The organism is Anaeromassilibacillus sp. SJQ-1, from assembly GCF_046693725.1.
In the GTDB taxonomy this organism is placed as follows: Bacteria; Bacillota; Clostridia; order Oscillospirales; family Acutalibacteraceae; genus Anaeromassilibacillus.
Map to the genome: position 1 here is coordinate 1 of NZ_JBKEIV010000043.1, position 25,038 is coordinate 25,038.

The 25,038-nt window shown below is 49.1% G+C and carries 15 protein-coding genes and 1 tRNA gene; 9 read left to right on the forward strand and 7 right to left on the reverse strand.

Annotated elements, in window-relative coordinates; genetic code table 11:
- From ACGCCZ_RS11450 to ACGCCZ_RS11460, 3 genes are all read right to left on the reverse strand, one after another.
- Positions 1-5,220: carbohydrate-binding protein (locus ACGCCZ_RS11450; RefSeq protein WP_411656090.1), on the reverse strand; the 5,220-nt coding region annotated here is incomplete at its 3' end.
- Positions 5,221-5,580: 360 nt separating this feature from the next.
- A complete protein-coding gene (locus tag ACGCCZ_RS11455; protein ID WP_054324849.1) occupies positions 5,581-6,858 on the reverse strand; it encodes a sensor histidine kinase in 1,278 nt (425 codons plus the stop codon).
- Between the two features lie 2 nt (positions 6,859-6,860).
- Complete coding sequence (locus tag ACGCCZ_RS11460; protein ID WP_054324850.1) at positions 6,861-7,562, reverse strand: LytR/AlgR family response regulator transcription factor; 702 nt, start codon at positions 7,560-7,562, stop codon at positions 6,861-6,863.
- A gap of 437 nt (positions 7,563-7,999) precedes the next feature.
- Here ACGCCZ_RS11460 and ACGCCZ_RS11465 point away from each other — a divergent pair, with 437 nt between their 5' ends.
- From ACGCCZ_RS11465 to ACGCCZ_RS11475, 3 genes are all read left to right on the forward strand, one after another.
- Positions 8,000-12,433: a glycoside hydrolase family 3 N-terminal domain-containing protein gene (locus ACGCCZ_RS11465; RefSeq protein WP_411656098.1), complete on the forward strand. Its 4,434-nt coding sequence runs from the start codon at positions 8,000-8,002 to the stop codon at positions 12,431-12,433.
- 37 nt (positions 12,434-12,470) lie between these two features.
- Positions 12,471-14,678 carry a fibronectin type III-like domain-contianing protein gene (locus tag ACGCCZ_RS11470; protein ID WP_411656091.1) on the forward strand — a complete coding sequence of 736 codons (2,208 nt, stop codon included), beginning with the start codon at positions 12,471-12,473 and terminating at the stop codon, positions 14,676-14,678.
- A gap of 446 nt (positions 14,679-15,124) precedes the next feature.
- On the forward strand, positions 15,125-16,381 hold the full coding sequence (locus ACGCCZ_RS11475; protein ID WP_054324852.1) for an ROK family transcriptional regulator: 1,257 nt from the start codon (positions 15,125-15,127) through the stop codon (positions 16,379-16,381).
- A gap of 339 nt (positions 16,382-16,720) precedes the next feature.
- Here the strand turns inward: ACGCCZ_RS11475 and ACGCCZ_RS11480 are convergent.
- Positions 16,721-16,797, reverse strand: a tRNA-Val gene (locus ACGCCZ_RS11480).
- Positions 16,798-17,027: 230 nt separating this feature from the next.
- Between ACGCCZ_RS11480 and ACGCCZ_RS11485 the strand changes: the two genes are divergently transcribed.
- The 6 genes from ACGCCZ_RS11485 to ACGCCZ_RS11510 all read left to right on the forward strand — a co-directional run bounded on the left by ACGCCZ_RS11485 (position 17,028) and on the right by ACGCCZ_RS11510 (position 21,381).
- Positions 17,028-17,807 (forward strand): patatin-like phospholipase family protein, encoded by a 780-nt coding sequence (locus ACGCCZ_RS11485; RefSeq protein WP_411656092.1) that lies wholly within the window; start codon positions 17,028-17,030, stop codon positions 17,805-17,807.
- The gene (locus tag ACGCCZ_RS11490) at positions 17,747-17,941 is read left to right on the forward strand and encodes a DUF6363 domain-containing protein (protein ID WP_411656099.1); all 195 of its coding nucleotides are present in this window, start codon (positions 17,747-17,749) and stop codon (positions 17,939-17,941) included. The genes ACGCCZ_RS11485 and ACGCCZ_RS11490 overlap by 61 nt, the downstream gene beginning before the upstream one ends.
- A 21-nt stretch (positions 17,942-17,962) precedes the next feature.
- Positions 17,963-18,574 carry a flavodoxin family protein gene (locus tag ACGCCZ_RS11495; RefSeq protein ID WP_411656093.1) on the forward strand — a complete coding sequence of 204 codons (612 nt, stop codon included), beginning with the start codon at positions 17,963-17,965 and terminating at the stop codon, positions 18,572-18,574.
- A gap of 171 nt (positions 18,575-18,745) precedes the next feature.
- Complete coding sequence (locus ACGCCZ_RS11500) at positions 18,746-19,723, forward strand: metal ABC transporter substrate-binding protein (RefSeq protein WP_411656094.1); 978 nt, start codon at positions 18,746-18,748, stop codon at positions 19,721-19,723.
- A gap of 66 nt (positions 19,724-19,789) precedes the next feature.
- Positions 19,790-20,530: a metal ABC transporter ATP-binding protein gene (locus ACGCCZ_RS11505; RefSeq protein WP_054324856.1), complete on the forward strand. Its 741-nt coding sequence runs from the start codon at positions 19,790-19,792 to the stop codon at positions 20,528-20,530.
- Positions 20,527-21,381, forward strand: a complete 855-nt coding sequence (locus ACGCCZ_RS11510) for a metal ABC transporter permease (protein ID WP_411656095.1) — start codon at positions 20,527-20,529, stop codon at positions 21,379-21,381. Before ACGCCZ_RS11505 ends, ACGCCZ_RS11510 begins: the two co-directional genes overlap by 4 nt.
- A gap of 1,202 nt (positions 21,382-22,583) precedes the next feature.
- Here ACGCCZ_RS11510 and ACGCCZ_RS11515 read toward each other — a convergent pair.
- The 3 genes from ACGCCZ_RS11515 to ACGCCZ_RS11525 form a co-directional block, all read right to left on the reverse strand.
- Complete coding sequence (locus tag ACGCCZ_RS11515) at positions 22,584-23,714, reverse strand: MFS transporter (RefSeq protein ID WP_411656096.1); 1,131 nt, start codon at positions 23,712-23,714, stop codon at positions 22,584-22,586.
- 118 nt (positions 23,715-23,832) lie between these two features.
- Entirely contained in the window at positions 23,833-24,474 is a 642-nt protein-coding gene (locus ACGCCZ_RS11520) for a TetR/AcrR family transcriptional regulator (RefSeq protein ID WP_085531519.1), read from the reverse strand.
- 168 nt (positions 24,475-24,642) lie between these two features.
- On the reverse strand, positions 24,643-25,038 hold a 396-nt coding region (locus ACGCCZ_RS11525), incomplete at its 5' end, for an ABC transporter permease subunit (protein ID WP_411656097.1).

Sequence of the window (25,038 nt, forward strand, 5' to 3'; positions counted from 1 at the left end):
CTGCGGGTCTTGATTCACTTCTTCTTCAAAAATGAACGAGTGAAGAGCTACTGCACCTTCCAACAATTCGATGGATACATCCTTTACACCGCCCCAGCTGGACGCGGGGATTTCTACAGAAAAGTTTGCATCGTGAGAAGCATCCCATCCGCCGGTCTGCAAAATGGTAACGTCAACATAGTCTTTGTCACCGTCTCCATAATGGAAGCGAAGTACGGCTACTTTTTCGTTCTCCCAGTCAGAACGGCCGTTTGCGGCACGTACCGTCAGTTTACATGCTCCTGTTGTACCAAAGTCGAGGCCATCGTAGAAGAGAGTTTCCCCCTTGTCAAACCCACCTACCACTTGATCGGGCGCTTCCCGTTCCAGTTTGACCGATCCGTCAACAGTGTCATAATTTCTTGCGTAGGTGGTGGTATATGCGGATTTACTCTTTCCGGATAGAAGTAGACCGTCGATGGCAGCTTGCAATTGCGATGCCACCTTTGCGACTGCGTCGTTGTCCTCCAAATCGACCTTTGCTGCTTCCGCATAGGCTGCTTCAAAAATCGTCCAAGTTTCTTCGGTATAAAGAAGCGGACGGTTTTCTACCTTGGAGAATATTTCGGCGGCTTCCTGCATAGCGGTTTCATAATCGGGGTTCACTACTGGTGCATGCTCATAGCCTGTAAAGACAATTGCTTCCAGATCAAAGCGAGTCCCTTTCTCAAAGCCGATAACCAGATTTTGTGGGCCTTTAATCCCCTTCGCGGGGACAGTTTGCTTAAAGAATGTTTCAGAGGAGAGTTCATAGGACTCGCCTTCGCCAGCTTTAAAGACAAAGGGAATGGTCTTTTCCGTTCCATTGTCGTTATAGCGGAGATACCCATGAACATCCTGCCCGTTGAGGGTACGTCCTTGGATAGTAACCTCTTTGGAACCATAACTGCCAAATTCAACATGATTGAATTGTATCTCAACCTGGTCAGTGATGGCACTGACATAATTTTGCATAATTACGTGGCTTCCGCCGTCTATATCCGTGATCTCGATATCACCCGCGGCAGATTCCGGTTCCATTTTTTCATAGGGGCTGATATATTGTACGGTTCCCTCTTCAAACCAGAAGGAATTGAGAGCGATAGAGCCATTTTTGAAGACCAGCACCAAATCGTGCAGACCGGAAATGCGTGGGATGTCGAATGTCTGTGACTTGTATTCGTTCCAGGGGCCGGTTTTTTCGAATTCCAAGGTTGTTACCAGTTCGCCGGTAGGGGAATCCAAACGCACCTCTATAATCTGTGGAGAATTGTTGTTATTTGAACCATTGATTGTCAATTTAGAACAACCATTCAGCCCAAAGTCCACGTTTTCGTACATGACCCAATTTCCGCTGTTGATTCCTCCAAGGGCGGTCTCCGATTCGCCGGACTCATCAGTACCGCTTTCTGTTTTAAAGTTGCCGCTTCCTTCTGTATAAGTCTCTGCTTCAACCGTGTCATAGGGGTTGATATTGGTCTTTTCCAGGAAAGTTTTTGTTAGATATGCGGGTGTCAGCTCGACTTTCGGCTGGAATTCATCGGAGGACATGTACTGGAGAATGCTGTAATAGAGCTGTTTAGCCTCTGGGTATTCATCCATTTGATTGAGCAGATCGAAGGTGCAAACCACCAACTTTCCTTTTCCAACGGTTGCTTCAAAGAGGCTGCCGAGCTTTCGGCTCCACTCCATGTGATCGATGTTCCAGGCAAGCGGTTCCAAATCGGCTGGTGCATCGTCAAGGACAACTGCGCGGGACCCTTTCATCAGATTGAACCATTGGTAGTCGCTAAAATACTCTGTGGGGAAATAGCGGAAGATCGGATGATCGTTTTGTATGTACATCCCCATGGTGTGTGCGTCGCGGTCGGATCGGTGGAACATCTTGCTCCAATAGTCCGTCGTCCAACGGACAGCCACGCTGTCAGGGATGGTTTTCAAGCTGGGTTCCGGCAGGAACAGAACGTTTTCTCCATTTTCCAATGCCTCAAGCGTAGCCTGATCCATATTGGTAGAAACCAGCACATTCGAGGGGACGGTAGGGGTAAGCTGATTTGGGTAGACCCATAGATCATAGCTGTTAGAACCGATCGATTCTGCGGATACCTCTAGGGTCAGCTTGGCGGCATCTGTGATAGATGCCAGAGAGGTATGGAAGGTTCCAATATCTGTGACACCGCCTTGTGCGACATCCATGGGGTTCAGGGAGCCTTTTGCAAGGATCGTATCGCCATTTTTCAACGTCCACTGTCCGGCAATGCCAGCCAGAGCCGTCGGGCCGTAGTTGACAATGGAGATCGTTCCTGTGAGCATTTCGTCGTTGGTCAGAACAAGTTTCGGAAGCTGGGCCAGGATGACAACCGAATCGTTGAAACTTTTATACTGTTCCTTGGTAAATCCGCCGGGCTTATCTTCCATGAAATTGTCCAAAATACCGACGTGTGCGGTTCCCTGGCCAGGGAAATCTTGGATGCTCAGCAACTGATAGCCTGCCATACCCGGTGTGCGCAGTGCAGTTTCTAGATCGGCACGATAGCCGATGGCGGACACGCGGGCAGAGACCTTTGAAAAGATCTCGTTCATATACAGCAGGCCCTTACTCTCCATGAGATCTCGGTAGTATTGTAGATTGCGCGCTTCAAAGACTCCTTTCTCATACTTTGGAATTTCTTCGTCAAACAACGGTAGGACCTGGTACTGGCCCGCCTCGTGATTCATCAGTGGCTTGTCGATCTCGCTGATAGCGTGCTGGTAGTTAAAGGTTGTATTGGGCTGCATGGATTCCAGCGCCCCACCGGAGGCAGCGTCCACCCAAGAAAACGAGATACGGGTATGATATGGGTCCGAATTGGCTTTTGTCTTGCAGGTTGTCCAGTAATCATCCCCGGTATTGAAGGAAGGCGACCAATAATTGTTGTTGCTGCCTTCTGCATACAAACGGGTGTTGTCCACGCTCCGGCAGAGTTCTCGCAACGCGTTAGCTCCATCCCGGTTGCTTCCGGTGGTATCAAGCTCGTTGCCCCATGCAAACATCACAAAAGATGGATGGTTTGCCAGATAGTGAAGGATTCGGACGGCTTCCTCATCGTAATACGCAGAGAAAGGAGTTCCTCCAAATCCATAGAGTTCCGGCTGCATGTAGATTCCGAGCTCATCAGCCGCTTCAAATGCGGCCTCTGGAGGTGTCCAAGAATGGAAGCGGAAGAAGTTGATTCCGAGTGCTTGCGCCTTGGAGAAAAAGTCGAGCCATTCCGCTTTCGTCATATATGGGTAACCTGTGAGCGGAAATACAGCGGAATTTCCTTCGCCGCGCATAAAGGTGGTAATTCCATTGATGGTAAATTTTGTGCCGGAAGTCTTGAATTCGCGCATACCAAAGCTTTCGACAAAGGCATCCGCAAAGTTCTCTTCAGAATCCAGGGTGACTGTCATCTCATACATGGATGGGTCAAACTCCGACCAAAGTCGGACCTCTTCTCCCATATGGTATGTAACTTCGATTTCCTGTTCTTCCTCATCCGCCCCAAGAGTAAACTCTTGAACGGCCTGTGGTACAGTATGAACCGAACCTTCATGATTATAGCTGTGTGCTTGTAAGGCCAACGTCCCATGAATAGCCTGTCCCGTTGTATTGGCGATGGTGATCTTTGCCTGCGCTGTTTTTGCATGAATGTCCGGGTAGATTCGAACATCTTTGATAAAAACGGGATCGGTGGCTTTCAGCTCAATTTTTCCTAGAATACCATTCCAGTTGGTCACGGTTTCTTCCGTCAACATATGGCTGCCGGTCGAAACAGCATAGTCCGTATTGCGGACCTGCACCGTCAGGGTGTTTTCCTGTCCGGGAATCAGCCCGGTCAATACATACTCCTGAGCCGTTCCCAGAGTATCATTTGCGTTATAATTGGTTTGTTCTTGTCCGTTCACCCAAACTCGTGTATTTTTGGTGCGCTCCATCAGGAAAGTAACGTGTTTGCCAGCCCAGTTGTCCGGGATAAAAACCGTCTTTTGATAGACTGCGTCACCGGTATATGTATATTTACGGTTCAAATGATTGGTGTTAACAGAAGTGTTCCTGTTTCCCTTTTTATTTTCATCCAAGGTCCCGGGTAAGATGCATGTATCCGAGAGCGCGCCATCTTCTGGAGAATAAGAACCCAGCTTTAATTCCCATACCCCCGCCAAGGATTTCTGATCGGTGACAATATGGTCTTGGAAGGTTGCCCGTGCAGTTTCCAATGTCTCGTACGCCATGTGGATCTGCATGTTGCTGGAAGAAGGTTCCTGAAAAACACCTTCAGCCTTTTGAATTGCTTCCGTAAAGGCGTTTTTGGCCAACTGGGATGCCTCGCCATCCCCTGTTCCGGTGCCGGTGTTCTCCAAAAGCGCCTGTGCCTGGGCGAGAAGTTCCTTGAGATCTTCCCGGCTATACATGTTTTGGGATGCCTGGAAAGTGTTGATTGCATGTTCCAATGCATCCGCTGCCGCTTGGATGGCGCTCTCATCGGACTCGGAGAGGGATGCAGCTTTCAATTCAGCGTCATCGACTGCTTGCTGGAACAATTCCATCTGTTCCTGAGGAAACTGATGAATACCGTCGCCAACTTCTGCCTCATTTAGAATATCATACGCTTGTTCTAGCAGGGACCAAAGCGGTGTATAGACACTGGAAGCGGCAAAGATATTGCATTCTGCACACGAGGCCATGGACGCGCCAACCGCTTCCAAACGTACATAACGTGCTGAAACGGGTGTAGAAAAGACCGCTTCTTTTTCGGCCATATCGCACGCCCAAGTCCCATCGAGAACCGGCGTATAGGTTTGGCCGTCGGTGCTAACCGAAATCTCGTACTCCTGAACATAACCATTTTGATTTCCGTCCTGTCTTGGCAGATAGGTCAATTTTGCAAGTTCAACAGTCCGCCCCAAGTCAACAGATAGCCAGTGAGGGGCGGATGCAGTGGAACTCCAACGGGTATGCCACATAGTGCCGGTGTCCCCGTCTATGGCATAGGATGCATAGCAGGTATCGCTTTTACTTTCTTCGCTGGAAGCGGTTGCTGTCATTAGAAACTGAGGAATTTTGACCGGTTCCTGCTTGTAAGCGACTGCTTGAACCCACGATAAAGGAACACTGCTGACAAGCAAGGCGGCTGTACAAGCCATTGCTGTGAGCCGTCTCGCCAAAAACTGCCTTTTCAATTCGTTCTCCTCCTATCAATCTTTTCCATATTCTTCCGTAAAGTTCTAAATTTCTCACATCCTTTCTAAATAATTATAGCATAAAATTGTTCTTCAAAAATTTTATTGATTTAATCATAACAATTATGTAGATATATGTCAATGAATTATATGGTTATTTACATATATGTTTCATATAGAAATAGCTAACAAACCGAACGGCTTCATTAAATCCTTGTGTACAAAAAGTATTTTTAAATGACAAAATCCCACGGAAAGAGATCTCAAAATAGAATCCTATTCCGTGGGATTTTTGTGTTATTTATTTTGTTGCTATAGACATAGATGTTATGGCTACTTTTGGCTTTAAAATGTCCTTTATCAGGCAATTTTAGATTGATAAACGTCGCTTTCCAGTGGCAACAGGACATTTGCATGCACGTAGCCATTTTCGTAAGAAAAAGAGAAGGTGCCCTTGTACTTCTTCACGATGCCGCGGACGATTCCCATTCCGATGCCGTGCTGTGCAGCATTTTCTTTGGTCGTTGCTAGGAAAGGATTGTTTCCACGCGGATCGTGCGGGTATTTGTTGCGAATTTTTAAAGAGATAAATCCTTTGGCAGCCTTTATTTCCACACGAATGTCTTTTTCCGGCGCTCTCTCCGATGCCTCAATGGCATTATCGATCAAGTTGCACAGGATCGAACAGAGTTCTTCAGAGGGCAGAGTGATTTTTTGGGAGATCATAGCTTTTGTATCGATCGGAATGCCCTTGATAGAACACTGTGCACTTTTGGCATTCAGGACAGCGTCCAAAACCGGATAACCGGTTTGGATGACTTGCTTGAGAAGAAGGCGTGAGTCGTTGAATTGGCTAAAATAAGAACTCAGAGCCTCGTAATCGTGTTGATCCAAAAGCGCCTGCATAGAGAGCATATGATTCTTAAGGTCGTGCCGAAGCTCTCGCAACTCGTGATACATGGTTTCGATATCTTTCCAACTGTTGATCTGCATGCTCAGCTGATTGTTTGCCCATTCAAAATGGACCTTTTTCCCATAGTCCTGCAATAGGTTTCCATAAATACAGTACAGAGCCAGATATAAAGTCAACAAGCCAAGATTGTTTAAAGCATCCAGTTGCAAATATAGGGTAATGGTTCGAATGGTGAGTGTGATGGCGATTGCTAAAAACATCAAGAAATAATAATTGCGCGGCAGGGCGTATTCCACGTGGATGGGAAAACGGACCATCAGAAATAAAGCGATGGCTAAAATGGCTTTTGTGAGAAGTAAATAAACCCATTGTGAATGTGAAGAAAAATGCGAATATAGCTGTGTACCAATAAATAGATGGATCTCGATCAGAACGTTGATACAGACGACTGCCGTTAGGCTTTTGCATGCCATATTTCCCCGCAGAAGCAGACAGAAAGAGAGGCCTATTCCGATCAGTACGCCAAAATAAAGGCCAAAGTTCGGGGTGGAAAAATAGGAGGTGACCGGGTCCAAATGAAATAGAACAATCGATAGCAATGCCAACAGATACTTGATCGCCCGAAGGCATGGGTAATCCCAGCGGAACCTATAATTGTGTTCCAATAGCCAGAACAGTGCAAAGGCTTCCAGATAAAGATTGAACCACCGGCAAAAGACATCCATATTCAGGTCACCCGCTCCAATTCTTCCAAGACTTGGTCGACCCGGTATTTGCTTAACGGGATGGATTCCCCCGTGTTCAAGACAACCTCCCGTTTATTTACCCGAGCGATAAAACGGGCGTTTACCAGATAACCCTTGTGGACCCGGATGAATCCATAATCCTCCAATAGGGCTTCCAAATCCTTCAGTTTATAGCGAATCTCCACGGTCCCTTGAAGAGTAGACAACCGTTGTATCTTGTCGCTGCTCTCAATATAAAGAATCTTGTAAGGGGCAATCCGGTAGACTTCTTTGCCATTGCCGATTTGTATCTCAGTCTGGCGTTTTTCAAGTTCTGTAATCATTGCAGGAACACATTCTTCTAAATCCTGGTAAAAATGGCCCTTACGGATAAACCGGAAAGGCGTCACCTGAAACGACTCAAAGACTAATTCCTCATGGCTGGAGACAAATACAATCAGAACATCGTCGGCGATTCTTCGAAGCTGTCGGCCGAGTTCGATCCCGTCCATCTGCGGCATGCTTATATCTAAGAACAGGAGATTATAACCATTGTTGGTGGCAATACGTTCCATCAGGGCTTGCGGCTGTTGGAAACAATCGATCTGCACAGGACGGTGATGTTGTAAAAATGCAGAGCGCACCTGGCCTGGATAGAGCTGCAATGCTGCGTGTTCATCGTCGCAATAGGCAATAGAAATCATAAAACATCCCACCTCCGACACGCATTTTTTGTAGAATCTATCACCAGGATATCGGATTATGTACGGAAAGTCAATAAATAGGAGTAAGTTTGTTGTTAGAATTTACAAGCTAAATATAGTTTTGATTGGCAAAGAAATCCAGTTGCGCCACATAACGACTTTACGCGCATAATTATTGATTTCATTATCATAATTTGATAGATTAAGCATCAAGAGAGACAATACTGACAATAAAATGAATGGGGGTGGTCGATTTTTATTGATATAACCAGTGGGTAGAGAGGAATAGGTCCAAGAGAAACGAATGAAGGAGGAGCAAGCATGAACAAGAACAGAATCCTCTCCTTGCTGACAGCAGCAATTCTGTTGGGGACCACGGTTGCAGCGCCGGTTGGCGAAGCGCAGGCCGCCCAGCAGGGGGAAGTACGGTGATCTCCATGGGAACCGATTTTACCAATACGGAGATTCCCGACAGCAGCTATGAGTATTACAAAGATGTGCGCTATGTCCTCAATGAGGGAGGCGCAACCCTGTCCCATTCGGCGACATCCAACGTCGATATCCTGTATGAAGAGGCCTCTGGCTATTACTTCAAAGATTTGAACCAGAACGGCAAGCTCGATACATATGAGGACTGGCGTCTTTCCAGCTTGGAGCGTGCAAAGTCTTTGGCGGCACAGCTCAGCACGGAGCAGCGTTTGGCCCTGATGACCCATGGGTCGACGGGTAAGACCAAGGAAGAGATGAAAGAAGGCACCCGCTTCAACCTGACGAGAAGCACGTCGGCGGCGGATACCATGGCGGAAGCCAACAACAAGCTCCAATATTGGGCGGAGGATACGCCTGAAATGTTCGGCATCCCGGTCGTAACGAGCACGGACCCGCGCCATACGGGAATCGTCGATTCCGGCACGATCGAGACAACGGAGCCGGGCGGCACAGTTTCGAAGTGGCCCAACAACATGGGTATTGCAGCAACCTTTGATGCGGATACCGCCTATACATACGGCGATATTACAGCTGCTGAGTACCGCGCAATCGGCATCCAAATGATGCTTGGGCCGCAAATGGACCTCATCACCGAGCCAAGATGGTCCAGAAACAGCAGTGCTTTCTCGGAAGACCCAGAGTTGGCGGCGGACATGGCTAGCTCCTTCATCGAAGCGATGCAGACCGACGACAACTATCAGGAGAATGACTACGGCATCGACGAAGGCTGGGGCACCGGCAGCGTTGCAACCATTGCAAAGCACTGGCCCAGCGGCGGCACCGGTGAGTTCGGATTTGACGCCCACAAGGACGACGGAAAATTTGGCGTTTACCCTGCCGGCAATTTTGAAGAAATCCTGCAATATTTTGTAAAGGGCGCAGGATTCGCAGAGGAATACAAGGACACAACTAAGCAGTCCGCAGGCGTAATGCCGTATTATACGATCCCGTTTAACCAGGACCCGAGCGGCGCAAACGTAGCGAACGGCTTCAGCAAGTACATTGTCCAGGAGCGTCTGCGCGAAGACCTCAACTATGACGGCCTGGTCTGCACAGACTGGAAAATCCATGGAAGCCATGAAGGCATGGGCGGCGCGGATACGCCTTGGGGCTTGGAGCCTGGCAAGGGCTACAACCGTCCGTACCGTATCCTGGCCAGCATGCTGGCAGGCGTTGACCAGATGGGCGGCCTGGACAGCGACGAATACGTCATGGAAGACATGCTGGCAGCCTATGATATGGGCGTCAACGGCAGCGAGGAGTACGGCATTGAAGCTCTGGGAGAGGAATTCATGGACGAGCTGACCGAGGCTTCGGCAACCCGCATCCTGAAAGTGATCTTCAACCTGGGCCTGTTCGAGGATCCGTATGTGGACCCGGGCTATGCAAAATCCTTTGTCGGTTCTCCGGAATTGAACGAGACGGCGTATGAAACCCATAAGGACGCTGTCATCATGACGAAGAACTCCAACAACACCCTGCCGCTTCAGGCAGAGGACGGCGAAGAGCTGACCGCTTATGTGCCGCTCAAGGAATCCAGCGGCGGAGGCGGCTTCCCAGGTTTCCCGGGTGGTGGCAGCGGTTCCAGTACAAAGGTCGAGCCGGTCATCAGCTTGGATACCGTGCAGAAATACTATAACGTCCCGGATACGCTGGTACAAGCGACGGAGAACGGGGAGATGCCGAGCGACGAGGCTAAGGCACAGGCGGCAAGCGAAGCGGATTTCGCCATCATCGAATTGGAGTCCCCGAGCATGGCGATGGAATACACCGACGGCCGTCCGCAGAACTTGACCTATGGCGAATATACGGCGGACGCAATGCGCGAAGTCAGCATCGGATACGACTGGTATCATGCAGACGGCACGCTGGTTCAGTATAACGAGACCCCGGACGAGTCCAAGGGCGATTATAAGTCCAACCGCTCCAGAAAGGGCAACACCCATGCGGGTACTCCGGAAAACCTGGAACTGATTCAGGAAACCGTGGAACTGATGGGCGACAAGCCGATCATCTTTATCCTCAGCATGGAGAACCCGATGGTCGTTTCTGAATTTGAACCCTCTGTGGATGCAATGCTCATCGGCACCAGTGTATCGCCGGATGCCTTCATGGAAGTGATTTCCGGCCAGACGGAACCGAGCGGCCTGCTGCCGGTCAATATGCCCGCCAGCATGGAAGCTGTGGAGACCGCCTATGAGGATGGCTACCACGATATGGAAGTCTATGTGGACAGCGACGGCAATGCGTACAGCTTTGGCTTTGGTCTGAACTGGGACGGCCAGATTGCTGACGAACGTACTGCGAAATACACAGACATCGGTGACCCGAACCTGGAAAAGACCACGTTCCCGGACACCTACGATGAGAAATATCTGGTTGTTGAGAGCCAGGAAGTCCGCGATGAGAAGGTCGAGGCGCTCATCAACACCATGACAACAGAAGAGAAGTTCTCTCTGTTGGGCGGCGGCGAAAAGGCCGGCGTTGCGGACGCAGGCAGCCTTGCGGGCGTTCCGCGCTTGGGAATTCCGGAGCTGCGCATGTTTGACGGCCCGGATGGCGTAACTTCTATTTACGACACCACCAACCCGCCGATTGAGCAGATGTTGGCCTCCACCTGGAGCACCGACCTCGCTTATGACTACGGCAAGATCAGCGGTTCTGAGAACAAGGCCATCTCCGGCAACGTACAGCTTGGTTCTCAGTTTGATATTACCCGTACGGCACACTTTGGCCGCAGCAAGGACCAGATGGGCGAGGATCCGTTCCTGCTGTCCCGTTTGGCAGTCAGCGAAACCGAAGGTATCCAGGATCAGAACGTCATCGCAACTTTGAAGCACTTCGCAGTGTTCGCACAGGACAGCACGCCGGGCGGCGCAGTGGATGTGCAGGTTGACGAGCAGACGTTGCATGAGCTCTATCTTGCTCCGTTTGAGGCGGCTATCCATGAAGCGGACGCAGCATCCGTGATGTCCTCTTACAACGGCGTAAACGGCGCTTGGGCTTCCGCAAGCACGGAATTGCAGCTCGATATTCTCCGCGACGAGTGGGGATTTGACGGCTTCACTGTGACCGACTGGGGCGGCAACCATGCGTATACGCTGGACAAGGGCACGGATCTCGAGATGCCTTCTGCCAGCCAGAATACGCAGGCGGCGACCGAAGAAAAGATCGCCAACGGCGAGATGACTTGGGACGATGTGGACGAGGCGGTCAGCCATGTGCTCAACGCGATGGGCAAAGTTGGCTATCTGTATCTGGTCGAGCTGGACGGCAAGGGCTACGTCAAAGAAGAGCCGGGCCGTACCGAGCCGATCAAGCTGCCCGACACCTATGCAGAACAAGTAGACGACGGCCTCTTGGCAGAGAATCAGGACATCGCTTTGGAAGTTGCGGAAAAGGGCGCAGTCCTTCTCAAGAACGATAACGAAACCCTCCCGCTGGATGCTTCCAATTCCTCTGTTGGTATGATCGGCCTTGGCGCGGTCAACCCGATCGCGGGCGGCAGCGGCCAGGAGCGTTCCTTCGGAACATTGAGCCGGATGGTCAGTCCGTATGACCGGATGATGGAAATTGCAGGCGAGGATGCCAACATCGAAGCGACGGCAGGCCTCGACATCGTGGGAACCACGATCCCGGCAGAATACCTGTATCAGGATGAAAACGGCGAGCAGAACGGCGTTTTGCGCAAGTATGGCGTAGAAGGCAACCCGGGCACGCCGGTTGAGATCAATGGACAGATCTTCTGGATGGGCAAGACCGACCCGATCGACATGGAAGGCTATGAGACCGGAACGGTTGCAAAGATCGAGGAAGACATCAACTTCAATACTGGAACAAAGACCTATAAGAATGGCCCGGATGGCACAGCCTTTGAAAATGGTTCTGCCTATACTTTGGAAACCTACCTCAAGGCGCCGGAAGACGGTGAATACACCATGGTACTCTCCGGAATCGGCGGCACCATCAGCGGAAAGATCACCGTTGACGAACAGGAGAAATCCCTTGGCAACATGTCCTTGCGTGAAGGCTCGCAGTGGCCGTGGAACAACGTGATCTGCACCTCCACCGGCATGGACATCAGCAACTCCACGGTTACCCTGGAAGCTGGCAAGCTCTATAAAGTAAAGATCACGGGCGTTGCAGCTCTGGATCTGAAGGACCTCCAGATCCGCCTGGGCTGGATTACCCCGAGCCAGAAGCAGGAGAACCATGACGAAGCAATCCGCATTGCAAGCGAAAATGACAATGTCGTCTTCTTTGCTTGGAGATCCACCGGCGCAGAAGGCAATACCATCGAAGACTGCAGCCTGGCACTCCCTGAGGATCAGGAAGCACTGCTGATGGAAGTCATCGAGGCGGCGAAAAGAAAACGGCAATAAGGTTACGGTCGTGCTCAACAACGGCGGCGCCGTAACAATGAACAAGTGGATCAACGATGTAGACGCCGTGCTCGAGATGTGGTATCCCGGACAGGAAGGCGGCCTCGCAACCGCACGGATCCTGCTTGGCGAAGTCAACCCGAGCGGCAAGTTGGCACAGACCTTTATGATGTACGACAACGAGACCCCGGTTACCGACAGCCAGGAGCACTTTGAAGAGCGCCTCAAGAAGAGCGAAGAGGAAACCGGCGACGGCGTGAACCAGCCGAAGAATTCGGTTTACTACACCGAGGGCATCATGACCGGCTATCGTTGGTATGACAGCGAGGACATCGCTCCTCTGTTTGACTTTGGCCATGGCCTGTCCTACACCACCTTTGCTTATTCCGACATGAAGGTGGAAGAGAACGACGAAAATGGCTTTGATGTGACCTTTACCGTCACCAATACTGGCGACGTAGCGGGCGATGAAGTTGCACAGGTTTACCTTGGCGCAGCGGAAGTTCCGAACGGCGTACAGATGGCGGAAAAACAGCTGGCAGGTTTTGCACGCGTGGAAGATTTGCAACCGGGCGAATCCCGCGAGGTAAGCATTTCGATTTCCCAGCGTTCCCTGTCCTATTGGAATACCAATGGGGAATATGTAACTCGTGCGGACGGCACCAAGGATAAGTGGACAGTCGCAGAAGGCGAACGCGCTATCCTGGTGGGCACCAGCTCCGACAATCTCCCGTTGGAGACCACTGTCAATGTAAAGGCTCCGGAAGAGAGCGGAAACAGCAACCTGTCCGTCCAGTATGGCACCAACGTCAAGCTGTTCGTCAATGGCGAAGAGCAGACGATTGCCAACTTGGTGGGCGATTATGAGAACACCTTTGAAACGGGCGAGACCGTCACCTTGACCTTTGAACCTGCAGTAGAGGGTAGAGAGATCGCAGGCGTCACCCTTAATGGTGAAGCAGTTGATTTCGATGATGCCGATTCCTTCACCTACACACTCCAGGCAGGCGAGGCAGACGAACTGACCTTTGCCTTCATCACGGTGGATAAGAGCATCCTGCTCGCAACCATCGAGGCGGCCAACGCTTGCGAGGATGAGATCGAAGGCGTGATCCCCAGCGTACTGGAAGACTTTGAAGAAGCACTTGAAAATGCAAACACTGTTTATAAGAACCCCACCGCTACGCAGGAAGAAATTGATGCGGCATGGAACGCTTTGATTGACGCAATGCACAACCTTTCCTTCCAGAGTGGCAGCAAGACCTATCTGGAATACCTGCTGTCTGTAGCGGAAAAAATCGACACGAGTGAGTTCATCCAGGGCGTAACCGCATTCAAGGATGCCTATGAGGCTGCACAGAAGGTCTATGACGACCCGGATGCTTTGGCGGATGAGATCACAAATGCAGCAAAAACACTGGAAGAAGCTCTTCTCGGTTTGGTCCGTGGCTCTACAAAGGATATGCTTCGCACTGTGATTGAGAAGGCACAAAATCTGGATTTGGACAAATATGTCGACGCAGGCAAGGACGCATTTAACGACGCATTGGCCCATGCAGAAGATGTCCTGTACGACGACCAAGCCACGCAGGAAGAAGTGGAAGAGGCCACAGAAACTCTGAACGCAGCAATGGAAGCCCTGCGCAAAGTGGCGGATAAGAGTGCTTTGAATGCTTTGATTGCTTCCGTTGAAGGTATGAATTTGAACAAATACACAGCAGCCTCTGTTGCCGCTTTGAAAGACACGCTGGCGGAAGCTAAGATTATGGCGGCGGATGCAACCCTGAGCGAAGACAACCAGGCTGAAGTCGATGCAATGACCGACGCTTTGCAGGATGCTAAGGACCAGTTGAAGGTCAAGACGACGAACAGCCATAGCAGCTCTTCCAGCAGCTCGGGAAGCTCTGCAAGCGCGAACACCTATGGATCTACCGGCACCTCGATTGTCGGCGCCGCTACCACCGCGCAGGCGGCTGCTCAGGTGGTTTCCGACACGACGGTCAACTTCACCTTGAAGAGAGGCAGCGCATACTGCTTCAAGATGACCGTTGTCAACGGCAACAACCTCACGCCGAGCTTTACGGTCGGCAATGGCGATGTGCTGAAGACCCAGTTCGTTGCTAAAGTTGGCAATGATTACTACTACCGAGTGTATGCAATTGGTACACCGGGCCAGAGTACGGGCGTTTATACAACGCTGTCGGGCCAGAATGCAGTTAAACATTGCACAGTAACCATTGGCTAAAATCTTCCATAAAAATATCGTGGAAATGAAAGGCGTCAGATGCCCATATTAGGCAACAAAGGGCGCTACAAATCTGGATGTTTTGTAAAAATACGGTAGATTTTGCCAGTGTACGAAAGCTCTATGCCCACTACGAGCATTTTAACTAAGAATCTGTTTCGACGAAAAGTGCTTGTATATCTGAACAAGGAAAATATTGGCGGCTGGATAGTGGAACTATTTAAGAGTAAGAATAGCAGCCGTCAAATCCGGAATGAACTTATCGACTATTTTATCCGGAAGTTTTCCTTGTGAACCCTTTAGGATGTGCCCACAGTGCTCAGTCGCTGTGGGCACATTCCCCTTCATAGGCCAATTTTTGAAAAACGGCCTGCTTTTTACAAGGGTCATATTGCACATACATTTATGTTACCCAAAATAAACCGTCTGGGGAGGTGATTTCAATAATGGATCAAACAAGCGTTAACCAGGCAAAAATACAGATGATTAATCGTTCGCTCATCCTCAATCTTCTTCGACAAGAGGGCCTTTGTTCGCGTGCAACCTTGGCGAAGCTGTCCGGATTGCGTCAGGCAACGATCACCAATATTGTAGGAGAACTTATTCACAGCGGACTCGTAGTGGAAACAGGTTTAATTGCCGGAGAGAAAAACCGGCGTTCGATTGGTTTAACTCTGAATGACGAACGATTTCAGGTGATCGGCGTTCATTTGACTCGCCAGACCTGTACGGCTTGCCTGATGGGGCTTTCTGGAAAACTATATGACAAATGGGAATGTCCCATTGTCCCAGAAGAACAGGGAGAGGCTGCATTAGAACGGGTGCGGACGATGATCCAGACCATTGTCCGGGAACATTCGGATGCGGAGATCTTATCCGCAGGGGTGGCGGTTCCCGGCCCTTACCAGGAGAGCGAAGACCGGCTTCTCTTTGTGACAGGGATGCCTGGCTGGCAAGACTGCCCAGTGCGGGAGACCCTTTCCAGAGGATTAGATTTGCCCCTTTATATTCTCAATGATGCAAATGCGGGTGCATTCGCACAGCTTTGGTACAATAGCCACGACGCCCATACACAAAACATGGTGTATATTTTAGCTGGACAGGGCATAGGCTGCGGAATGATTGTCGATGGCAAGCTTCTGCTCGGTCAACAAAGCCTTGCTGGAGAATTTGGTCACAGCAGTATTCAGTTTGACGGTCCGATATGTGCTTGCGGAAACCGCGGATGTCTGGAACAATACGGTTCCATGCGTGCGTTATTCGAACGGATTTCAGAACAACTTGACCATGGAGCTATCTCCAGGCTGCATCGGAATTGTTTGAATGTACATGCTTTATCTCAAGCGATCAAAAATGGGGATCGCGTTGCCAGTGATGCATACCGGTATGTCTGCGGGTTCCTAGCGATGGGGATTGTCAGTTTGATGAATCAGTTAAATCCAGGGAAAATTGTGATTGGCGATCAACTGGCAGAAATTTATCCGGAAATGATGTTGGATGTGATTACAAAAAGTGTCGAGAGTCGGACGAACGCTCTCTTGGCTGGTAACATTGTTGTGGAAGTAAATCAATTGCATCCAAATCCCTCTCTACTTGGGGCTGGTGCGTATGCGGTCCATCGAGAACTCGAAAAACCGGCGCGGTTGCTCACCGCAGTTACCCGACATACGATCTTGTATTCCTCAAGGCGAGAACTTGCTTAATCAAAAAAGAATCGTGCATGACGCTCTAAAAATAGGCAAAAAGGACGCTCTACAGATCAGCCGGATTTACCCGGAGTAGAGCGTCCTTTTTTGTAGGATGGTTGATCGTATATAAAAATATTTATAAGAATAACCTGGTAATGTTCTTATTTTGCAACGGGAATATATATTTTATCGGTGTCTCTGAAAGCGTCGGGCTCCTTTATAAGCGGCGAAAGAAATGCCACTGTGTTTCTACTTATGGGCTACCCATATATGGCAAAAGCGGAATGACCCGACTGCTTTTCCAACTTGCAAAAATAAAAAAAGCTTTTGGAACAATTCATTCCAAAAGCTTTTTGGTGGACATTACAGGACTCGAACCTGTGACCCTTCGCACGTCAAGCGAATGCTCTAGCCAACTGAGCTAAACGTCCATTTTCTTTGGCAGCTCGTCCCCTGACAGAGAGCGCCAGGCCCTTTCTATCAGGGCAGAAAGGATGAGGCGTTTCTAAAGTGCTTCATTATTATAGCTGAAGAAAGGGGAAAAATCAAGAGGTTTTGTAAAATTTTTTTAATCTCACATCCATTCGCTTGTAAATATGGGGTGTTTGCCCTATACTGAAAAAATAGATAAGAGAAAAGAACTTCGAACCAGTGGGTGGACATGGCAGAATATGCCTTCGCATCCGTACTGGTCTGTCGAATAGAGAAAGGGGAATCTATTATGCCGGTTGGCCTAGTCTTGGAAGGCGGCGGAACACGCGGCGCTTATACCAGCGGAGTATTGGACGTATTTAGCAAAAATCAGATTATTTTCCCAGTGGTCTATGGAATTTCCGCAGGGGCGTGTAACGCCTTGAGCTATATTTCGGGGCAGGTGGGACGAAATTTCCACATCTTTTATGATTATATCCAGGACGACCGCTATATGAGCGTGGCCAGCCTGCGCCGGACGGGAAACCTGTTTGGCTTCGATTTTATTTTTGGGGAATTGTCGCGCAAGCTGTTGCCATTTGATTATAAGGCCTTTTTTGAATCGCCTGTGCAGCTCAAAGCAGGAACCACCGATTTGTACACGGGGAAACCGCTTTTTTTCGGAAAGGAAGAGATGGATGAACGTTTCCTTCCTGTACGCGCTTCCAGCGCAATGCCTTTTGTATCGGAAATCGTTTTCTATCAAGGGCATGCGCTGTTGGACGGGGGCTGTTCGACGTCGATTCCACTGCAATGTTCCTTGGAGGATGGAAACTCCTATAATGTAGTGGTTCTGACGCGTGACGCGTCCTATCGAAAAGGGGGCCGCCCGGAGTTCCCCGCGCCGCGCTTCGGGCAAAGTATGGGGAATATCCTCTGTTTATTGACGCTATGTTGCGCCGGCCGCAGATGTACAATCGGGAGGTCGAACTGTGCAATCAACAGGAAAAAGAGGGGAAGGCGATTCTAATTCGTCCCAGCAGACCTATCCCTGTGGGGCGATATGAAAAAGATCCGGATCGTTTGAAGCAGGCGTATCAGATGGGGATGGCAGATGCGGAGGAAAAACTGCCGCAAATCCGGAACATGCTCACAAGAGTTTAAAGGAGTGTGAGGAAAGAGCGTATGAAGATTTGTATTCTTTATGGTAGCCCGCGAAAGAAAAATACGTACGCAGCGGTACAAGTCATCAAAGAGCAATTGAACCGATTGGGAAAGGTGGACTATAACGAATACTTTTTGCAAACGGAATCCCACGATTTTTGCTGTGGTTGCTATACCTGCATCGAGGGACATGAGGAGAAGTGTCCGCATGCGGCACATGTTCAACCGGTGATTCAAGCGATGCGCGATGCGGATGGTTTGATTTTTGCAACGCCGGTCTATGTGATGGACATGACGGCACAGATGAAAGCGTTCTTGGATCACACAGGCTATTTCTACATGGTACATCGCCCATATCCGGAGATGTTTCAAAAATCTGCCTTGGTGATTTCTACTGCTGCAGGAGGAGGAACCAAAGATGCCAATGCCTCGATCGCCCGCTCCTTGAAGCATTGGGGAGTCCGGCGCATTTTTCCTGTGGGATTTCCATCTTTGCGCCGGGATGGGATGCCATTCCTCCCACTCGAAAACAGAGCATCGAGAAGAAACTCCGCCATACAACAGACCTCTTTTGGCGCTCTTTGGGAACGAAGAAGCGCCCGACCCTACATACACGCGCCCTCTTTTTTGTGATGCGGATGATGCAGAAGAAGAAAGCAGGGACGAGCGCTGACGCAGCATATTGGAGCCGCCAGGGCTGGCTGGATGGAAAGAAGCCTTTTTGAGCACCATGTTTCCCCTTGACAGACCGGGGACATCGGGGTATGATAGTAAATGCAAATCATTTGCATTTAGGAGGTTCCCGTGAAAAAGAACGTGTACGCCGGTAACTCCGGCGTTTTTTATCCTTTGCGGCGTGTGATCGCCGCAATTTTGTGTATATGCCTGTTATGGCTGATACCAACTGGCTGCACGCCTCGTCAGACGGTAGATCCCCCACGGTTTCGGATTGTAACATCATTTTACCCTTTGTATATTATGGCACTCAATATTACAGATGGGATTGAAGGGGTGCAGGTGGACAATATGGCAGGGCAACAGACCGGTTGCCTGCACGACTATCAATTGCAGTCGAAGGATATGAAAAATATTGAGCAAGCGGACGTCTTTGTCATCAACGGAGCTGGGATGGAGAGTTTCATGGAAAAAGTGACCGATCAGCTTCCTGATTTGCGTGTGATCGATTCCAGCGAAGGAATCTCCTTGCTCATGAGCGGCGAGGAGTCCCATGATCACGATGAAGAAGTGTACGACCATGACCACGGTGACGCAAATCCTCATATCTGGGTATCTATTTCCAACTGTATGCAGCAGGTGCGGACAATTGCAGATGGATTAAAAGAAGCAGATCCAGAGGATGCAGATGCTATAGAGGAAAATGCCCAGGAATATCTGGCGAAGCTCAGTGCGTTGCGCGGGCGTATGCATAAAACCCTGGACAATCTGCCAAACCGGGACATCATCACTTTTCACGAGGCATTCCCTTATTTTGCAGAGGAATTTGATCTGCATATTGTCAAGGTTGTGAATCGGGAGCCGGACAGCCAGCCCAGCGCCAAAGAATTGGCGGATACCATCCGGTTGATTGAAAGTACGGGTGTAAAAGCTGTGTTTGCAGAACCCCAATATTCCACCGATGCAGCGCAGATCATCGCACAGGAGAGTGGAGCGGAGGTCTATATCCTGGACCCAGCTGTCACGGGGGAGAACAATCCGGATGCGTACTTGCGCGCAATGGAACAGAATATGGAAGTTCTGAAAGAGGCATTGGGCAGCACATAAAATGCCTTTTTCTTTTACAATTCGTATTATTTTGATATTATAATACTAAATAGATGAGGTTCAAACATGGAACAATGCAAATGTAGTACGCAGATTCGCGGATTGACCGTGCGTAAACGCGATGGTACGATCATCCATGATGTTACATTGGATGTACACCACGGTGAAATTATGGCGATTATCGGGCGAAATGGCGCGGGCAAAACCACCTTGCTCAAGGCTCTCTTGGGGAGGATTCCCTATACAGGCAGTATCCTTTTTACCAATCCAAAAGGGGAGCGCGTGGAAAAGCCCCGCATTGGTTATGTGCCGCAAAATATGATTTTTGACCGTTCCACGCCTATGACGGTTGCAGACATGCTTTGCGCCAATCTCTCGGAATTTCCCGTTTGGTTGGGACATAAGAAAGAAAAGATGGCGCGTGCAGATGCCATGCTGCAAAAGGTCGGTGGAAAGAACCTTCTACAGAAGCGTTTGGGAAGTCTATCCGGAGGGGAGATGCAGCGGGTGCTGTTGGCGTTTGCCCTCGAACCCATGCCGGATATGCTGTTGCTGGACGAACCGGTTTCCGCCGTGGATCGAAAAGGAATTGAGGTCTTTTATGATCTGGTGACTTCTTTGCGCAGCGAATATCATATGCCAGTCATTTTGGTTTCTCACGATCTATCCCATGTTGCGCGCTATGCCACACGTGCGGCACTGCTTGACCGGACCATCCGGGTCAGCGGAGATGTGAAAAAGGTGATGGCTTCGCCGGAGGTACGGGAGACGTTTGGGCTGGATGTAGTGGGGGGTGTACACGCATGAGTGCTTTGTACAGCTTGATCGACACACTGTTGCCGTTTGAATGGACCGAATTCTCCTATATGAAAAATGCATTTCTAGCAGTGCTGTTGATTACGCCCTTATTTGGCCTAGTCGGGACCATGGTGGTAAACAATAAGATGAGCTTTTTTTCGGATGCACTCGGCCATTCGGCCTTGACCGGGATTGCCATCGGTGTGCTGCTTGGGGTGGACAATTACCTGCTCTCTATGTTGGGGTTTGCGCTTCTGTTTGCCCTATGTATATCAGCTGTTATGAGTTCCGGAACCTCGTCTGCAGATACAATCATCGGCGTTTTTTCCAGCACCGGCCTTGCGTTAGGCGTCGTGCTGCTTTCTGCAACAGGCGGCTTCGCAAAATACTCCAGTTATTTGATCGGGGATATTTTGACCGTACAGCCGTCTGAAATTGGCCTGCTGGCCATTGTATTGGCAGCCGTACTCCTGGTTTGGGTGGTGTTTTTCAACCGGTTTCTACTGACAAGCGTCAATACGGATTTGGCGGCAAGCAAAAACATTCATACCCGCCTGATGGAAAAGCTTTTTGTGGTGATTGTTGCTGTGATTGTTACGATTACAATCAAGTGGGTGGGTATTCTGATCATCAATTCCCTTTTGGTGTTGCCGGCAGCTTCTGCAAGGAATTTGGCCAAGAGTATGCGTTCTTATCACTTTTGGGCCATTGGTATCTCGTTGTTCTCCGGTGTCAGCGGGCTTATTGCATCCTATTATATGGGTACGGCAGCGGGGGGAACCATCGTTTTAATAGCCGCGGCGATTTTCTTTGTGACTTATGTACTGGGACATACAGGTGGAAAAAACCGTGTCGGATAAAACGCCTGAAATACCCTTCCCTAAGGGAATGTGGAGCTCCAGGAAGCCATTAAAAGTGAAAAGGGAACTGGAGAAGATACCTCTTCCTGCCGTAGTTTTTGTAAAGAGGCAAGTGGACGTCGGAGCAGACCGTCGATGATGATGTGTGGCCGAAGATGCGCCTTGGCTTGAGAAACAGGGAGGAAAGGGAGTTATTCTGTTCCCGAAGGGGTCCACAGTTACGGCTTTTTTGCGGGAGATGTGGATCGCATTTAACCATTTTTTGAAAATACAGTTTGGTGACATTTTCCTGTATAAGCACATGGAGTAAATAGAGAAATAAAGATTGGACAACATGACGCCTTGGAATCCATATTTTTGGATTCCAAGGCGTCATTTCTGTGTTTTTTTAGGTTTTCTTTTGCCGTTTCTTATGATTGTCCTACAACCATCGTTGTTTGCATTGGTTTTTACTGTGTTCTTTTACCATTATAGGGAAACCGGTAGGAAAGTTGGGAGAAGCTAGATTGTGGAGTCATAGAAAACACGCGTGGACGACCGCGATTTTGCCATTTCCGTTTTATATAGAAACAGACTGGAATATCGATGGCCTTTCAATACTTGTAAATACCGGATTTATCAAGCAGACAGGAATGAATAGAAGCAGGGAAATGTCAGTAATCCTTACAAGATTCCGGTATTGCTCTTATATCCGTATTTATACATAAATACAAGAACGTATGTATCTACTTTCTAGATCAGAGACGTCGTTTCTTCGGTTGCTTTGGCTAATGTGGACGCCAGTGGACGTACGAACTGCACCGGCGCTTCGCATTCTGTTAGGGTCTGTCCGGTCTACAAGCTATTCTAATTTTTCCATTTCTTTGCTTAACTATTCAAATTTTCTTGCCGTATAGGAACGATCCACAAACCTGACAAAAATGTCAGAAACAGATACTCCATTGCAGAAAGAAAAGACGATTCATCCTACTCAAAAATTTTTTAACACCTCGGACCATTTCTTCGGGACATGTTGCGTTGCTTGGAAAAGGTTTTTCAACACAAGGGAGAACACCTTTGTTTCCAACACCGCGATCGGGTCAGGCGGACATTAAGTTGCGGATTCTTCCAAATGAGCGAAGGTCTTTTTGGAGATCAGAGAAACGATGACGGAGAATACCACCGCAACGAAAAGAATCCACTGCGGTTGTTCTACCAATGCGTCAAATAGAAACCCGTAGAGCGCCTGCCCAACTGGTTGAGAGCAGATGGAGAGCCCGACGACATACGACAAAACCTTGCCGATCAGATGGCGAGGGGTTTCCTTCTGCAAAAAAGCCAGCATCATCACAGAGAACAGTGTACCCAATCCCATAAAGACAAATCCACATGTGGTAATGACCACATAACTGACCATGATAGAGGCGCCCAATGCCAGAGAAATACCAATCGGCAGAAGGCAGAGGAGAAGCCAGCAAGAGCACCCAGTGCATATTCCGCAGGGAAAGTTTGGGGGCGAGTATGCCGGCTAGAATGCCACCGCAGAGTGCACCAGCGGCTAAAAGTACTTGGGTCAGACTGTAAAGGGAACTGGACAAATGCAGGGTGATTTTGACCATAGAGGGGACTCCTACGGTAATCAGGGAACTCAAAGCTAGGTTGAACAGCGATACAAAGATCACCACTCTCAAAATAACTGGCCTCTCGCGTATCATAAAATGTAAGCTTTCTTTTAAGTCATTTACTGCAGTGGTAAGAATTCCGCCGCTAGCTGCACGTTTTTCGAAAGGAATATGGATGAAAATCTCCATCACAGCGGAAAAGAGGAAGCTGGCTGCGCTGGCCCAAATGACCGGTACGACGCCCCACACACTGTAAAGCATTCCGCCGAGGATAGGACCGATCAGATTGGAGAGCGATTGTACTTGATTGATGATGGCGTTGGCCCTCAAGAGGTTGTTGGTACTGGAAAGAACGGGAATGCTTGCCTGAACCGCTGGCTGATAAAAGGCCTGGATGACAGAAAGGCAGATAAGCATGATCGCAACTAGGACAGCGGGATTTCCAGAGGCATTGAGTAGACCAAATACGGCTACCAGGGCGGCTGTACTGAAGTCGAGTATCACCATAATATTGCGGCGGTTGACGCGGTCTGCTACCATGCCGGCAATGGGGGAAAATAGGATCATGGGAATCATTGAAATGGCAAGTACCGATCCAAACAGAGCGGACGAACCGGTCTGATCGAGCAGATAGAGGGGCAACGCAAAACGTAGGATGGAATTTCCAAACAGAGAGATAATTTGGCCGATGACGACCAGAGAAAAGTCGCGATTCATCAACTTTTGATACATAACAGACACCTACTTTCAATTAAAAGTATAAATACCGGACGAAGGTATGAAAAGAAGAAAAGAGAGCCATTCAGAAGAATGGCTTACAAAAGGATCACAAAAGTGAGGAACCCATGGCTTATTCTGGCAGGATATTCACGCAAAAATTCTGAGCAACCTCACGAAGCTCATCGTCCACAATGGGCAGACCCAATTTTTCGAGCATATCCTCTAAAAAAGCAAGTTTTTGCATAAATTCTTTCCTGGATACGGGAAAAGCCGCTGGATTGATCCAGACGTTGACCAACAGAAGAATGGACTCAGCAGTCTGTTTTGGATATGGAATGGAGAGGGAGCCGTCTTTATTTCCTTCTTCGATCATTCTTTCCAATAGATGAGCCAACTGAACGCTGTCTTGAACCGTCTGCGCTAGGAATTTTGGATTTTTCAAAAGAGAGGGGAACAGGTGGTACATTTCCCATTGTTTTTGATTCGCAAGAGAAAGAAGAAAAGTCTGGCGGATCTTTTGCAACCCGTTTAGCTCCTTCATCTCTTGGACACGGTCAAATGGGTTCGATTCCATGGAGACGCGTGTAGTGACTGCATCAACAATATCCTCCTTGGACTTAAAGTGGTGATAAACCGCGCCTTTGCTCAGGTCACCAAGTTCATTCACAATGTCTTGAATCGTGGTTTGTTCATATCCTTTTTCCATGAACAACTTGAGTGCCGCATCGAGAATTCGTTTTTCGGTAATTTCTGGGTACTTATTACGAGCCATGCATTTCCTCTTTTCATACATTCGTTTGGTATGAATATAGGGTAACAGATTTTTTGATGTTTGTCAAGAAGGATTTTGTGGGGTTCGATTGATGGGAAAATGCCCGAAGAGCCTTCTGCAGAAGGGCTTCTTCGGGTATTTTCTCTGGCAATGGGTATATGGAATCGCTTATTTGCGCTTGTACTTGGACAGATCAATTGCTACCGCCACGGCAATAATAATTCCTTTGATAATCTGCTGCCACATCGGACTAATACCGATGAATTGCAAACCATACTGGATGACCGTGAAAATCAACACACCGCTGACAATACCGCCGACGGTGCCAATACCGCCGTTCAAAGATACACCGCCGACCACACAGGCTGCGATGGCATCCGTCTCATAGCCGTCGCCATAGTTGTTGGTTGCGCCAGCTGTCCGGGCGGCTTCCAACACGCCGCCAACCCCGTACATGAAGGAAGCGAGGATAAAGATCAGCATAATAGTCTTAAATACATTGATACCGGATACTACGGCCGCTTCCCGGTTGCCGCCGATCGCATAAACCGCCTTTCCAAAGGT

What these genes read in the sequence shown, in the direction of transcription:
- ACGCCZ_RS11455 (WP_054324849.1), bottom strand. Translation starts at nt 6,858, where the DNA reads ATGGATGTCTTTTGCCGGTGGTTCAATCTTTATCTGGAAGCCTTTGCA.
- ACGCCZ_RS11460 (WP_054324850.1), bottom strand. Translation starts at nt 7,562, where the DNA reads ATGATTTCTATTGCCTATTGCGACGATGAACACGCAGCATTGCAGCTC.
- ACGCCZ_RS11465 (WP_411656098.1), top strand. Translation starts at nt 8,000, where the DNA reads ATGGGAACCGATTTTACCAATACGGAGATTCCCGACAGCAGCTATGAG.
- ACGCCZ_RS11470 (WP_411656091.1), top strand. Translation starts at nt 12,471, where the DNA reads ATGAACAAGTGGATCAACGATGTAGACGCCGTGCTCGAGATGTGGTAT.
- ACGCCZ_RS11475 (WP_054324852.1), top strand. Translation starts at nt 15,125, where the DNA reads ATGGATCAAACAAGCGTTAACCAGGCAAAAATACAGATGATTAATCGT.
- ACGCCZ_RS11485 (WP_411656092.1), top strand. Translation starts at nt 17,028, where the DNA reads ATGGCAGAATATGCCTTCGCATCCGTACTGGTCTGTCGAATAGAGAAA.
- ACGCCZ_RS11490 (WP_411656099.1), top strand. Translation starts at nt 17,747, where the DNA reads ATGTACAATCGGGAGGTCGAACTGTGCAATCAACAGGAAAAAGAGGGG.
- ACGCCZ_RS11495 (WP_411656093.1), top strand. Translation starts at nt 17,963, where the DNA reads ATGAAGATTTGTATTCTTTATGGTAGCCCGCGAAAGAAAAATACGTAC.
- ACGCCZ_RS11505 (WP_054324856.1), top strand. Translation starts at nt 19,790, where the DNA reads ATGGAACAATGCAAATGTAGTACGCAGATTCGCGGATTGACCGTGCGT.
- ACGCCZ_RS11510 (WP_411656095.1), top strand. Translation starts at nt 20,527, where the DNA reads ATGAGTGCTTTGTACAGCTTGATCGACACACTGTTGCCGTTTGAATGG.
- ACGCCZ_RS11515 (WP_411656096.1), bottom strand. Translation starts at nt 23,714, where the DNA reads ATGTATCAAAAGTTGATGAATCGCGACTTTTCTCTGGTCGTCATCGGC.
- ACGCCZ_RS11520 (WP_085531519.1), bottom strand. Translation starts at nt 24,474, where the DNA reads ATGGCTCGTAATAAGTACCCAGAAATTACCGAAAAACGAATTCTCGAT.